The organism is Bradyrhizobium sp. ISRA442 (assembly GCF_038085055.1).
Taxonomy (GTDB): Bacteria; Pseudomonadota; Alphaproteobacteria; order Rhizobiales; family Xanthobacteraceae; genus Bradyrhizobium.
In genome coordinates, this window is the sequence record NZ_JALGCN010000028.1 from 59,307 (window position 1) to 72,303 (window position 12,997).

Annotated in this window: 16 protein-coding genes; 7 read left to right on the forward strand and 9 right to left on the reverse strand. The window is 63.7% G+C overall.

All coding sequences use genetic code 11. From position 1 onward, the window contains the following. Nucleotides 1–127: 127 nt before the first annotated feature. Nucleotides 128–934 (reverse strand): creatininase family protein, encoded by an 807-nt coding sequence (locus MTR72_RS35465; protein WP_280967903.1) that lies wholly within the window; start codon nt 932–934, stop codon nt 128–130. A 168-nt stretch (nt 935–1,102) separates the two neighbouring features. Between MTR72_RS35465 and MTR72_RS35470 the strand changes: the two genes are divergently transcribed. Genes MTR72_RS35470 through MTR72_RS35490 form a run of 5 tightly spaced genes read left to right on the forward strand, consistent with a single transcriptional unit; the run spans nt 1,103 to nt 5,447 of the window. Further along, a complete protein-coding gene (locus MTR72_RS35470) occupies nt 1,103–2,125 on the forward strand; it encodes an ABC transporter substrate-binding protein (RefSeq protein WP_280967904.1) in 1,023 nt (340 codons plus the stop codon). A 10-nt stretch (nt 2,126–2,135) separates the two neighbouring features. Beyond that, the gene (locus MTR72_RS35475) at nt 2,136–2,951 is read left to right on the forward strand and encodes an ABC transporter ATP-binding protein (RefSeq protein WP_280967906.1); all 816 of its coding nucleotides are present in this window, start codon (nt 2,136–2,138) and stop codon (nt 2,949–2,951) included. Then, nucleotides 2,948–3,766, forward strand: coding sequence for an ABC transporter permease (locus MTR72_RS35480; protein ID WP_280967907.1), 819 nt, complete (start codon nt 2,948–2,950; stop codon nt 3,764–3,766). Before MTR72_RS35475 ends, MTR72_RS35480 begins: the two co-directional genes overlap by 4 nt. Further along, nucleotides 3,766–4,755 (forward strand): 2-hydroxyacid dehydrogenase, encoded by a 990-nt coding sequence (locus MTR72_RS35485; RefSeq protein ID WP_341512003.1) that lies wholly within the window; start codon nt 3,766–3,768, stop codon nt 4,753–4,755. The genes MTR72_RS35480 and MTR72_RS35485 overlap by 1 nt, the downstream gene beginning before the upstream one ends. Further along, nucleotides 4,755–5,447 carry an AprI/Inh family metalloprotease inhibitor gene (locus tag MTR72_RS35490; protein WP_280967909.1) on the forward strand — a complete coding sequence of 231 codons (693 nt, stop codon included), beginning with the start codon at nt 4,755–4,757 and terminating at the stop codon, nt 5,445–5,447. The genes MTR72_RS35485 and MTR72_RS35490 overlap by 1 nt, the downstream gene beginning before the upstream one ends. Nucleotides 5,448–5,485: 38 nt before the next feature. Here MTR72_RS35490 and MTR72_RS35495 read toward each other — a convergent pair whose 3' ends face one another. Continuing rightward, complete coding sequence (locus MTR72_RS35495; protein WP_280967910.1) at nt 5,486–6,859, reverse strand: peptidoglycan-binding protein; 1,374 nt, start codon at nt 6,857–6,859, stop codon at nt 5,486–5,488. Between the two features lie 287 nt (nt 6,860–7,146). Here MTR72_RS35495 and MTR72_RS35500 point away from each other — a divergent pair, with 287 nt between their 5' ends. Beyond that, nucleotides 7,147–7,521 (forward strand): hypothetical protein, encoded by a 375-nt coding sequence (locus MTR72_RS35500; protein WP_280967911.1) that lies wholly within the window; start codon nt 7,147–7,149, stop codon nt 7,519–7,521. Nucleotides 7,522–7,556: 35 nt separating this feature from the next. On the opposite strand, the gene MTR72_RS35505 is transcribed toward MTR72_RS35500, so the two are convergent. Genes MTR72_RS35505 through MTR72_RS35520 form a run of 4 tightly spaced genes read right to left on the reverse strand, consistent with a single transcriptional unit; the run spans nt 7,557 to nt 10,248 of the window. Beyond that, nucleotides 7,557–8,042, reverse strand: coding sequence for a hypothetical protein (locus MTR72_RS35505; protein ID WP_280967912.1), 486 nt, complete (start codon nt 8,040–8,042; stop codon nt 7,557–7,559). A 4-nt stretch (nt 8,043–8,046) separates the two neighbouring features. After that, nucleotides 8,047–8,862, reverse strand: coding sequence for an FAD:protein FMN transferase (locus tag MTR72_RS35510; RefSeq protein WP_280967913.1), 816 nt, complete (start codon nt 8,860–8,862; stop codon nt 8,047–8,049). 3 nt (nt 8,863–8,865) lie between these two features. Continuing rightward, a complete protein-coding gene (locus MTR72_RS35515) occupies nt 8,866–9,321 on the reverse strand; it encodes an FMN-binding protein (protein WP_280967914.1) in 456 nt (151 codons plus the stop codon). A 24-nt stretch (nt 9,322–9,345) separates the two neighbouring features. Next, nucleotides 9,346–10,248, reverse strand: a complete 903-nt coding sequence (locus MTR72_RS35520; RefSeq protein ID WP_280967915.1) for a DUF6662 family protein — start codon at nt 10,246–10,248, stop codon at nt 9,346–9,348. Nucleotides 10,249–10,734: 486 nt separating this feature from the next. Here MTR72_RS35520 and MTR72_RS35525 point away from each other — a divergent pair, with 486 nt between their 5' ends. Continuing rightward, on the forward strand, nt 10,735–11,040 hold the full coding sequence (locus MTR72_RS35525) for a YMGG-like glycine zipper-containing protein (protein WP_280967916.1): 306 nt from the start codon (nt 10,735–10,737) through the stop codon (nt 11,038–11,040). Between the two features lie 69 nt (nt 11,041–11,109). On the opposite strand, the gene MTR72_RS35530 is transcribed toward MTR72_RS35525, so the two are convergent. From MTR72_RS35530 to MTR72_RS35540, 3 genes are all read right to left on the reverse strand, one after another. Continuing rightward, the gene (locus MTR72_RS35530; RefSeq protein ID WP_280967917.1) at nt 11,110–11,283 is read right to left on the reverse strand and encodes a hypothetical protein; all 174 of its coding nucleotides are present in this window, start codon (nt 11,281–11,283) and stop codon (nt 11,110–11,112) included. Nucleotides 11,284–11,376: 93 nt separating this feature from the next. Next, nucleotides 11,377–12,090: a RadC family protein gene (gene radC / locus MTR72_RS35535; protein ID WP_280967918.1), complete on the reverse strand. Its 714-nt coding sequence runs from the start codon at nt 12,088–12,090 to the stop codon at nt 11,377–11,379. Nucleotides 12,091–12,150: 60 nt separating this feature from the next. Next, nucleotides 12,151–12,972, reverse strand: coding sequence for an intradiol ring-cleavage dioxygenase (locus MTR72_RS35540; protein ID WP_280967919.1), 822 nt, complete (start codon nt 12,970–12,972; stop codon nt 12,151–12,153). Nucleotides 12,973–12,997 lie beyond the last annotated feature (25 nt).

Here is a 12,997-nt window from a genome sequence, read left to right on the forward strand (position 1 = left end):
CCGGGTTGAGGCGGTCCGTCGTGGCCCGCGTGCCCAATTGGACGGAGGCTCGCCGCGCCGGGTTCGAAGCTGGCGGACGCGACCGGTGAGCCCACTACTTTCGCGAATGATTCCAGAAGGATGAGAGCTAGCCGAGCGGCCCCTTGGCGAGCCTGTTCACGTCGAAGTTATCGACCTCGGACAAGAGTTCGCAGAAGGCGCGGGCGCCCTCGTCGATCAGCAGTTCGCCCTTCTCGCGTGAGGCCAGTGTCGCGTTGCCGACGGCGCCGCTCGCGTTGAGATCCTGCGCCTGCCAGGCAAACGGCGCGGGCCGCTGCGTCGACAGCCAGCGATACTGCGTCTCCATCGCGATGCTGCTCGCGGGAAAATCCGCGATCGCATCCATGCACACCTGATCGGGATAGCGCGCCAGCATGATCGAGGTCTCGACCGCGCCGCCATGGATGCCGTGACGCACTTCCTGCGCCGGGAACAATTTGTCCGCGCCTGATAGCCGCGACCACGATGTCGTCACCACGAACAGCTTCTGATGCGCGCGAAGATCCTGCGCGACCAGCATCATTGCCGCGCTGTTGCCGCCATGGCTGGTGATGATGACGAGCTTCTTCACGCCGCGCCGCGCGACATCTTCGCCAAGTCCGGTCCAGGCCTTGAGCGCGACGTCGGTCGCCAGCGTCAACGTGCCCGGATAGTCGATATGTTCGGTGGAGATTCCGACCGGTTGTACGGGAAGAAAAGTGGCCGGAAGGTTCGCGGGCAACAGCTCGCGCACGCGCGCCAGATAAGCGTCCGCGATCAGCACGTCGGTCGCAAACGGCAAATGCGGGCCGTGCTGCTCGGTCGCCGCCAGCGGCAGCACCGCGATCCAGCGCGCAACCTCCGCCGGGCCAGCGTCGGCCCAGCGGATGTCGGTCCAGTCGCGGGGAGGCGTCATTGAGGTTTCTTTGCGCGAATTTGTCACGTAATTTGTACTACTCAAGGGGACGCGGGTCCGACAGCCAGCGTCCCCGAACTTCTTGCGGTTTTATCGCGTTGGTCTCACATGGGCTAGTCACTTGGGCTGGACGCAATCTGGGCTAGACGCGATCGACGGAGTGCAATCATGAGCCCCTCTCATCTGCGGCGAACGTTAACGGCGGGCTTGATCGCCGCGCTCGCGTCGGTCGTCCCGGCGCGCGCCGAGACCCTGGACAAGGTCTCCTTCGGCACCAACTGGGTTGCCGAGGCCGAGCATGGCGGCTTCTTCCAGGCGGTCGCCGACGGCACCTACAAGCGCTACGGGCTCGACGTCACCATCGTCCCGGGCGGGCCCAACGAGAACAACCGGATGCTGCTGATCGCCGGCAAGATCGATTTCTTCATGGCCGCGAACACGCTGATGTCGTTCGATGCCGTGACCAACAATGTCCCCGTGGTCACGATCGCCGCGATCTTCCAGAAGGATCCGCAGGTGATGCTGACGCAGCCGGATGCCAAGGTCGCAAAAATCGAGGACCTCAAGCCGCTGACGCTGTTCGTCTCCAAGGAGGGCATGACCAGCTACTTCCAGTGGCTGAAATCCGAATACGGCTTCAGCGAGAAGAACGTCCGACCCTACAATTTCAATCCGCAGCCCTTCATCGCGAACCCCAAGAGCGCGATGCAGGGCTACGTGACGTCCGAGCCCTTCGCGGTGGAGAAGGCGGCCGGCTTCAAGCCCAACGTGCTGCTGCTCGCCGATTACGGCTTCAACACCTATTCGACCCTGATCGAGACCCGCCGCGACATGGTCGAGAAGAAGCCTGATCTGGTGCAGCGCTTCGTCGATGCCTCCGTCGTCGGCTGGTACAATTACATCTACGGCGACAATTCCGCCGGCAATGCCATGATCAAGAAGCTCAATCCGGAGATGACGGACGAGCTGCTCGCCTACTCCGTCGCCAAGATGAAGGAATACGGCATCGTCGATTCCGGCGAGTCCCTGAAGAACGGAATCGGCGCGATGAGCGACGAACGCTACACCTCGTTCTTCGACAAGATGGTCAAGGCCGGCGTCGTGAAGCGCGATATCGACTATCGCAAATCCTACACGCTGCGTTTCGTCAACAAGGGCGTCGGCGTCGAGCTGCGCCCGAACAAGCCGTAACGCCAGGCCGATGTCAGACGTCAGAGCTTCGTCCGGGGCCGAGGCCGGCCTGACGGCGCTGGCCGTCAGCCTGCGCGGCGTGACGAAGACCTACGACAACGGCGTCATGGCGCTCGGCCCGCTCGATCTCGCCGTGCGCAAGGGCGAGTTTGTCTCGCTGCTCGGGCCGTCCGGCTGCGGCAAGTCGACCGCGCTGCGCCTGATCGCGGGGTTAGGTGCGCCTTCGTCCGGCACGGTGCGTGTGTCGCGCCATGAGGGCGCGGCGCAGCCCGGCCACGGCATCGGCTTCGTTTTCCAGGAGCCGACCCTGATGCCCTGGACCAGCGTGCGCGAGAACGTGCGACTGCCCTTGAAGCTCGCGCGCCTGCCGAAGGCCGAGGCCCGCGCACGTGTCGATGATGCGCTGGCGAGCGTCGGCCTTGCCGAATTTGCCGACGCCTTTCCGCGCGAGCTCTCCGGCGGCATGAAGATGCGGGTGTCGCTGGCGCGCGCGCTCGTCACCGATCCCGACATCCTCTTGATGGACGAGCCCTTCGCCGCGCTCGACGAGATCACGCGCTTTCGCCTCAACAACGACCTGCTCGCGCTGTGGCGGGGCCTGCGCAAGACCATCATCTTCGTCACCCATTCCGTGTTCGAATCCGTGTACCTGTCGCAGCGGGTGGTGGTGATGACGGCGCGCCCCGGCCGGATCCAGGCCGACATCCGCATCGAGACGGTCGAGCCGCGCGGTGAGGAGTTCCGCACCTCGGCCGCCTACGCTGATTACTGCCGCAAGGTGTCCGGCGCGCTCGCGCCGTCCTATTCGGGACAGTCGATGCTATGAGCGCGCAATCCTCCGCTTCAGCAAAGCCGTCCGGGGCGCAGCGTGCGGTGCGCTTCGTGCTTCCTGTGATCGTCTTTGCCGCCGGTCTTGCCGCCTGGGAGCTCGTGGTTCGCGTCAGGGAGATCCCGCCTTACGTGCTGCCGGCGCCCTCGGCCATCTTCGTGACGCTGATCAACGACTGGGCGGTGCTGTCACAATCGCTCGCCACCACGCTGCTGACCACGCTCGAAGGCTTTGTGGCCGCGAGCATCGGCGGCATCGCGCTCGCGCTGCTGTTCAACCAGTCGAAATGGGTCGAGTATTCGCTGTTCCCCTACGCCGTCGTGCTCCAGGTCACGCCGGTGATCGCGATTGCGCCGCTGCTCCTGATCTATCTGGAGCAGCAGACTGCGGTCGTCGTCTGCGCCTTCATCGTCGCCTTTTTCCCGGTGCTGTCCAACACCACGCTCGGGCTGAATTCGGTCGACCGCAATCTCGCCGGCCTGTTCCAGCTCTATGACGCGTCTGGATCCCAGACCCTGCGCTTCCTGAAATTGCCATCGGCGCTGCCCTATATTCTCGGCGGCCTGCGCATCGCCGGTGGGTTGTCGCTGATCGGCGCGGTCGTGGCCGAGATCGCGGCGGGCACCGCCGGCGCAGGCTCCGGGCTCGCCTACCGGATCGCCGAATCCGGCTATCGTCTGAACATACCCCGCATGTTCGCGGCGCTGCTTTTGCTGTCGCTTGCCGGGATTGTCATCTATGGGGTGCTGGCGCTAGTTTCGCACCTCGTTTTGCGGCGCTGGCATGAGAGCGCGCTTGGAAAGGAAAGCTGATGACCACCGGTTCGATTTCGTCCGAAAAGACCGACCTTCTGATCTATGGGCCGGTGCGGCCGATCCTCGACAACGGCTTCTCCGATCATTTCGTCGTGCACAAGGCCGAGACGCGCGCCGACCTGGAGCGGCTGACGCCGGCGGTTCGGGAAAAGATCCGCGGGATCGCGGTGACCTATCACACCGTGCGCGCCGACAAGGACTCGCTGTCACTTTTCCCGAAACTCGAGATCGTGGCGAGCTTCGGCGTCGGCTATGATCACGTCGATGCCAAATACGCGCGCGAGCACGATGTCATCGTCACCAATACGCCCGACGTGCTGACGGAAGAAGTCGCCGATGTCGCGATGGGCCTTCTGCTCGCCACCTTGCGCGAATTCATCAAGGCCGACCGCTATGTGCGCTCCGGGCTCTGGCTCACGCAGAACTATCCGCTGAGCGTCGGCTCGCTGCGCGACCGCAAGGTCGGCATCGTCGGCATGGGGCGGATCGGCCAGGCCATTGCGCGCCGGCTCGAGGCCTCGCTGGTGCCGGTGGTCTATCATTCGCGCAACCCCGCCAAGGACGTCTCTTACAAGCACTATCCCGACCTGATCGAGATGGCCAAGGCCGTGGACACGCTGATGGTCATCGTGCCCGGCGGCGCCAGCACCAACAAGATGATCAATGCCGAGGTGCTGAAGGCGCTGGGGCCGCGTGGCGTGCTGATCAACGTCGCGCGCGGCTCCGTGGTCGACGAGCCGGCGCTGATCCAGGCGCTGAAGTCCGGCACCATCCTCGCCGCCGGCCTCGACGTGTTCGCCGCCGAGCCCAACGTGCCGGACGAGCTCAAGGCGATGCAGAACGTCGTGCTGCTGCCGCATATCGGCTCGGCCTCGGTGGTCACGCGCAACGCCATGGACCAGCTCGTGGTCGACAATCTCAAGAGCTGGTTCGCGGGCAAGGCGCCGTTGACGCCGGTGGCGGAAACTCCGGTGAAGGGGCGCTGATGAGGATTCTTCGGGGCTTCGCATTGGCGATCGCGGCATGCGTTGCCGCAGCGAGCCCTGCGCCGGCGCAGGATGCGACGACCCTGAAGAAAGAGATGGTCGGGCAGTGGGAGCTCTCGACCACCGAGCGCAGCAAGACCTGCGTCGTCACGCTCAGGGGTGATGCCGCAGGTCATGGCCTCAAGTTAGAGCTCGAGCCCGCCTGTAAGACCGCGCTGCCATTCACCAAGGACATCGTCGCTTGGAGCGTCAAGGGACTCGACATCGTTCGCTTGCAGGATGCGGCCGGCGAAGCCGTGATCGACTTCACCGAGGTCGAGGCCGGTATCTTCGAAGGCTTGCGGCAGGGCGAGGGCGTCTACATCCTGCAAGACCTCGCCGCCGCGCGTTCGATGGCCAAGTCGATGGACCAGATGATCGGCGACTGGTCCATGGTGCGCGGCAACGGCCAGCCGGTCTGCGGACTGACGCTGACCAACACCGAAGCGGGTCCGGACAATTTCCAGGTCTTCCTCAAGCCGAAATGCGATGCCGTCATTGCGCAGTTCAATCCGACGCAATGGCGGCTCGAGCGTGGCCAGATCATCCTGATGTCGAAGGCCGGCGAGACCTGGCAGTTCGAGGCCGATGACAACGCGCAATGGCGGCGCGTTCCCGACACTGCCGATCCCCTGATCATGCTGCGTCAATAGGCGCGCCGCCGCGCGCGATCCGCGCTCAAGACACCGGCTTAGGTGACCGGCTTGGGCGGCGGAGCGGTGCCCTGCGCCCATTTCTCCAGCTTGCCCAGCACGCCCCAGGCCGAGAGCGCCAGGAATATCGGCATGGCGAACTGGCCGAGACCCGGTACGGCCGACACGATCGTTCCGAACAGGCCCGCAAGACCTCCCGCATTGGGGCTCGCCGTCACCGCGGACAACAGCGCGGTGATGAGCGTGCCGCCGATGCCAAGCGCGGTCTTCCTGCCATCCAGCAGCTTGCCGATCGTCTCGCCGAGCGCGCCGTTGACCTGGCCGAGCACGGGCTTGCCGTTGCCGTTGAGCAATGTGCCGAGCACCTCCACGACCTGCTTCAACTGGTCGACCGGCGCGGCATTGGTCGGCGAGACTGTTCCGGGCATCGGGGCGGTCTTGTTGACGAGGGAGAAAAGACGTTCGAACACGCTGATCGGATCGTTGGTCACCGCTGTGGTGCCGCCCGGTGCCGTGCCTGCCGCCGGTGGCCGCATGACCTGCGCGAGGTCCTCCAGCCGCTTCAGGATCTGGGACAGGTCGACGGGCGGCGTCACCGTGATCGGTTGGGACGCCCGTGTGATGGCGGCAATGGTGGTTGCATCGAGCAGGCCCGAATCGTTGATGCCGTTCTGCTGCTGAAATCTCGAGACCGCTGCCTTGGTCTTCGGCCCGCTGATGCCGTCCTCGGCGAGCGGCGGATTGGCGCCGAGCCGGTTGAGCGCCTGCTGCATCAGAACAATCGTCGCCGCGGCCTCCTCGTCGGGCTCGGGATTGCCCGCGCCCGGCGGACTGCCGTCGAGGTTGATCGAGGAATCGAGCGTCATCATCGCATGCAGGATCACGGCCGTTCCGAGCTGCGAGTCCACGTGGCTCGGATCGAACACGTGGTCGCGGACGAACTTGCCGGCCCTCGCCTCGGGTGGACCGTAGAGCGTCGAGCCGCCGTAGAGATAGGGCGAGTTGACGCCCTTGGCGTGATAGCCGAAGCCGTTGAAGGCCTCGAGCCGGAATAAGGTTCGCGCGGCGCTCCAGTCCGTCGCGCCGACGAAGTCCTGGATTCTCAGCGCATCCACGGCGCCGTCGACGAACGAGCTGAACGGGCCGCGCCCCTTCGGTACGATGGTCGTCACGCGATTGAGCGACTGGCCGTTGCCGAGATAGGTGTCGAAATCGAAATTGGACTCGCGATAGTGGCAGAGGGCGACGAAATGCCAGGGCACACCGGTGCGTTGCTCGATCTGCTGATAGGTCTTCTTGCCGTTGATCGCCCGATGCGCCACCGCGTTCGCATCGTCAAGGCGTGAGGGCCGGATCTGGAGGTTGGCCCAATTCCTCTCATATTCGCTCTTCAGGCTCTGAAATGACACCATGTCCCGCTCCCGCGAAACTGTTAAAATTGTTCGGACTTTGTGCAAACTTGGTGAGAGCTCCGTGCCGTCCTCGCGGCAAGAGCTCTCGGCGTAATGGGCGCAATGTTGCAGGCTGCCGGCTCAGTCGCGTGTGAACTGGCTTACACGGCGGGTACGAAATCGCTGAGGTTGCCGCGGTCAAAGGCCGCAATCTTTCGCGCAGCCGGCGATACGACGACGCCGGAATCCCGGAACCCGCCGGACCCGTCATCCGTTAGCGACAGCGATGATCCCGCAGGAGGCCCCGCATGACCAAGCGCGTTCTTGCGATCGGCATCGAGCCGGGCAGCGTGGACTATAGTGCGCTGCCGCAGCTCACGCCTGAGCTCGTCCGTAACTACATCGAGGCGCAGCTCCTGCGGCTGCGCGGTCTCGGCTTCGAGGTCACGAGCTGCCTGATCGATCTCGACGTCACGGCGGAAGCCGCCGTTACGGCGGCGTTGCGCGACGAGAGCTTCGATTGCATCGTGATCGGCGCGGGCCTGCGAGAACCGAAGGAGCGCCTCCTGTTGTTCGAGAAGATCCTCAATCTCGTGCATCGTCTGGCGCCAAATGCCGCAATCTGCTTCAATACGACGCCGGCGGACACCACTGAGGCGGTGCAGCGTTGGCTGTCCCCATGACTCGAACGAGATTCGTTTAAAAATCGTCCCGGCGACTAGCGTCGGCCGATGATCGCGGATGCAAAGCGGCTCCGGCCTTCCGTTGTCTGATCTTCGCGCGGCGCGGCGGCGTCCACGCTGCGCCTGACCGCTGCAGTGAGCATCGCGTGGACGGGAAACAGCGCGATACAGGCGAGCCCGATGGCGATGTGGACCCAGCGGGCCGGCTCGCGGGTCTGTTCGCTCCCGTAGTAGAGAACGAGGCCTGTCACAGCCAGCAAGACGAGCGTGGCGAGCGTAGTGCCGCCGGTCCACCGCTTGCGCTGCCGTTTCCAGCCCGAACGCACATGTAGCGGTAGCAACGAGCCAATCACGATCAGCATCGCATAGGCCGAGATACCGTGCAGCGTCAGCAGCAGCCGCTCACTTTCACCGGGCTCGGCCTCGACAAGGTCGTGCAGGACGAACCAGGCGAGGCCGCTCAGTGCGACCACGCTGGTGGTAGTCCAGACAACGCTCTTCTGAACAAGGCCGAGGCGCATGGGTTCAGGCCGCGATCGATGGCAGGTTGCCGGCGGTGATGAAAGCCGTCGCGCCGAAGCGCGCGAAGCAGGGGTGCTGTGGCTCGCCGGTCTGAACCAGGATCTTGGTCAGCGCATCGGCGACGATGCAGCTCGGCGCGACCACCGAATAGGCTCGGCCGTCCGTTCCGGAGCTCGGCGACCGAGACGCCCCGTCTCGACCGATAGTAGCGGCGGCAGAGGAGGTTGCAACGGCACCGTTGCGTAAGTGTCCCGCCGGGATCAGGCCTACGTTCGGAACGTGCACGTGGATCGGCTGGTCGATCTCGCCCATCACGCGCAGATCGCCGCCGGCATTGACGGTCGCACTTCGGATGCCTGCCGACCGAAGCGAGGCGATGGCACGATCCACCGCATAGCCCTTGGCGATTCCGCCAAGATCGATTGCGACAGGTGTCGTCAGGCGCACGGATCGATCGGCCGAAAGGTGCACTGCGCCGAAGTCGCCCGCGGCAACATGATCGAGGTCGTCCGATGGCAGCAAGTCGCGTCGCATCAACTCGAAGCCGACTGCACAGTCGAACAGGCCGTTGCTTGCAGCATGAAGCGTCTGAGCATGACGCAGAACGCGTGCCGTCCAGGGGTGAATCGTCACAGGCAACCGGAACGCCTCCCGGTTGATGCGCCCGATGTCGCTCCTGCCATCGTGGAAACTCATCAAGCGCTGAACCAGCGATACCGCCTCGAAGGCGCCGGCAATCGCCTTTTCGGCGGCGGCCTGTGCGATGCCGTCGACCTCGATCTCCACGATCGTGCCCAGCAGCGGTCGCGCGCGCCTCATGGCCTACTGCCCCTTCAAACTCTGGAACTGCCCGACCAGGCGCCGCACGCCATCGGTGATATGCTTGGCCGACAGCGTCGCGCCGCTGATGTTCTTGATATCGACGTTTAGCTGCAGCGGCGAACTCGCGCTCTTGCCGACGAATTGCGACCGCCACGAGGCCTCCCGAACTTCATAGCCATAGGACTCGTTATATTCGAGGATCTCGATGCGCTTGACCGTGCCGGCGGCGGTGATGCCGACGGCGTATTTGATGTATTCGTGCTTGCCCAGCACGCGGTCGATGACGACGATCCCGCCCGAGGAGGCACGAAAAACGCCCGCCCTGCCGCCGGGCGAGAACGAGGCGCCGGGAAAGATCGCCTGCATCGCCTGCTGTTCGCTCATGTACACGTTGGCGCTTGCCGGCGCGATCACGACGATCGCCGCCGGCGCTGCGATGAGTGGTGTCCACTTCATCTTGCTGCCTCGAAATGCCGGAGTTCATTTCACGGCGAAAGGAACGCCGAGGCGGAACATCACCTCGTCGCGCGCATGCTCGTCGCCGTAGATGCGTCCGTGCTTCACGACCGACGCCTGATCCTCATTGTAGGTGATGACCATCGGAAGCTGATGGCGCCAGGCCAGCGTCCACCAGAATTCCTTCTGGCCATAGTGGATGACTGGTCCGGCAAAGAACGCCGAATGTTCGGGGTTATTAAACCAATAGCCAGTGAATTCGTTGTGAATGCGCGTCTCGAGGCCGATCATCCAGTTCGGCGCCACGAGGTAGGACGCACCGAACGTCACGTCGATCGGCGAAGCTCTTTCGATTGAACCGTCGGCATAGACCTCGCGCTCATGCTGGCCCATGATGTTGAGGGCGAGGATCAGGCGATCGTCGAGAAAATTCTTCTGCAGGATTACCCGCCATTCAAGCTCCTTCTCCTTCGGGCCGATCTCCGGCTCGATGTAAAGCGCAAGACCGATGGGATCGGTCACGGGGTTCAGAACCTGATAGATCGCCTCGAAGGAAACTGAGTCGAAACGCGTCTTCTCGTAACGCGAGTATTGATCGAAGGATGCGTCCAGGAATTGTGTTGCGCCCGGTCCGCCCGTTGTCCCATCGAATCCGTTGCGGTAGGCGTTAGCGTAACTCCAGTTGAAGTAGCCGGAAATCTGGAGCTGGTTGGTGAGGCCGTACTCGATCTCCTCCTTGTTCCGCATCAGGAAATACTGGCCCTGCGACTGGCCGGCTTGCATGAACGACTTGTGCTCGTATTCAAACGTGCCCTGCGGATGCAGATCGGCGGTGTAGATCCAGCCGAACGGCGATTCCCCTGCATTTGCCTGGCAAGCGGACAGCATCACAGTCGCCGCGCAGATCGGTCCCACTAAACGCTTCACTGTTGTCCCCTTCAGAGAAAGCCTCTGGCCCTCGGCTACAGTGACATACGAAGGCGTGACAATAGGTCTCAGTCCGGAATCGATCTAAGCGCGCACCGCACGTGGATCAGTTACGGCTCGACCTTGTCCTGCTAAGCGTCGGGAAAAATAGGCAAAAGGGCGATCAGTACGGCTTGCTGATCGTGCCGCATCGTCAATTCGGTTTTGAGAGATTCCAGTTTTGATTGATTCTAGACGCGGCGGTGGAGACCTCGCCGATCGCTTTGCGCCGTTCTCGACGGCTCATAGGGCGAAGTGAATATGTCGGCGCCGCCGGAAATGTAGACTTGCTTCCGATGGGCGTGTCCAGTCACGGTGTCTTCGTTCCGTCGCGGCCTCGCCGCGGACATCGAGAACAGTACCAATTCCCAGAAATCCGCGATTGCTGTGGCTGGAATTCGTAGCCCGCGCTATCACTTGCGGCATCAGATGGGGAGGATTGCGAAAATGCTTCGAGGTCTTGGAATTGCGGCATGTCTGACGGTTGCCATGGCGATGCCGGTTCATGAGGTGGCGGCGCAGGATGCCGTCGGTGGCGCCATCATCGGCGGCGTCGGCGGGGCGATCCTGGGAGGTGCGCTTGGTGGCGGCCGCGGAGCGGCAATCGGCGCCGTTGTCGGCGCCGGCACCGGTGCTGCGATCGCCTCCGAAGGCGAGCGGCGCCGCTCCGGCTATTATGCCTATCAGCGCGGCTGCTACATGCAGCGTCCGGACGGCTACTACGTGCGGATCGATTCGCGATATTGCTATTGAGAAGTTTTGCTTTGACCTGCCGCCGGCGTCACGCGCGTGATCGCCGGCGTAAGGCTTCGTCGCGCCGAGTTAGTCGAGGCGCGTTTCGACCCGTCTCTGCTGGCACGACGGCATGTCTATAGGAGCAGGCATCATCATTGGGCTCAATTTCTCGATCTGGTCGAGAAGCCAGTCGACCAGATAGCCCGGGCTCAGCAACGACAGGCCCGTGCTCCACATGCGCTCGATTATCTGATTCACCATCGATTCCCCTCCTTCGATGATGAATGAGTGTGACACACGTTCCCTGCGGCCCGAAGCGAAGAGTTAATAGTTGGTAAACGGGCGGCGGATGACCTAGATCAACCGCATCCCGCGCAGGCTCGCATGCCCGCTTCTACCGACGATGATGTGGTCGTGCACGGCGATGCCGAGCGGTTTGGCGATATCGATGATGGCCTTGGTCATCTGGATGTCGGCCTGGGAGGGCGAGGGATCGCCTGAGGGGTGGTTGTGCACGAGGATCAGGGCAGTTGCCGATAGTTCAAGCGCGCGCTTGACCACCTCGCGCGGATAGACCGGCGTGTGATCGACAGTACCGGTCTGCTGCACCTCGTCCGCGATGAGCTGGTTGCGCTTGTCGAGAAAGAGCAGTCGGAATTGCTCCTTGTCGGCAAACGCCATGCTGGAGCGGCAATAGTCGATCACCTCGTTCCAGGATGACAGCGCGTTGCGGCTGTTGACCTCGCCCTTGGTCACGCGGCTTGCGGCGGCCGCGATCAATTTGAGCTGGTTGACGACTGACTCGCCCACGCCGTCGACCTCGCGCAGCCGCGCGACGGGCGCATGAACGACCTCGGCAAACGAGCCAAAGGTCTTGATCAGCGTCTTCGCGAGCGGCTTGGTGTCGCGACGCGGCAGCGCCGGAAACAACGCCATCTCCAGCAGCTCGTAGTCGCTGAGCGCATCCGGACCGGCGCTATAGAAGCGCTCGCGCAGCCGCTCGCGATGGCCGTGATAGTGCGGCGTGTCCTCAGACTTGCTGTTGCCGGAGTCGGGTTTGGCGGGCATCGCGCGCCAGCATCGCCGCGGGTCACGTCTTTTGCAACCGTCAATTGCGCTGGCGCCGCTCTAGCGCCCCGGCTTCAATCCCGGCACCAGCGCCGCGAGCCGGTCCTTGATCGGGCGGCCGAACATCGATCCGCCCATGCCTGACGGCGATGGACCCGGCGGAGGTCCGCGGCGCCCGGCGGTCGCATCGGCGCGGCGGTCGACGCCGAGCGTCAGCGTCGCAACGTAGCGGTCGCGCTCCTCCTTCACCGCGCAGAAGGCGCGATGCTCGGGGTCGGAGCGTCCGATCACATAGTCATTGGCGTTGATGATCGTGCGCTGCCGGGCGCGGTCCTTGTAGGCGGGAACGTTGACGTAGATGAACTCGTTCAGTGCGTCGGGCAGGAAAGTCTGCCCGGTCAGCACCGTGCGGTCGTCCAAAAACACCTTGAAATGGATGTGCGTGGCACGGCCGTCATACCAGCCGGGATAGATGGTGTTGAACGCAACCCAGCCGGCCTCGTCGGTGACTTGCGTGCCGCGCAAAAACGTCTTGCTGGTCGCGTCGACGTTGTGGCCGTCACCCTGGCCGGGAAAGGCCGAATAGAGGCCTTTTGCATCGCAATGCCAGATGTCGACCCGGGCGTCCTTGATTGCCGTGCAGGGCCCGGCTTCGATCACGCGCAGCCTCAGTGTCAGCGGCACGCCGGGCCTGCCCTCCGTAATGTCGGACCGAACGAGTTTCGGGTCGGCATAGAACGGCCCTTCCTCCGCCTGGGGCGTCAGGATGCAGGCCGGCTCGATGTCGGCGGTGGCTGGAGCTGCTTGGGCACGGGTCTGCAGCAGGCCGGCGACGCTGGCGGACACGAATCCAAGGAAACCGCGACGCGTTGACTTGGCCAATCATCTCTCCTGTTAGCCCCGAGGA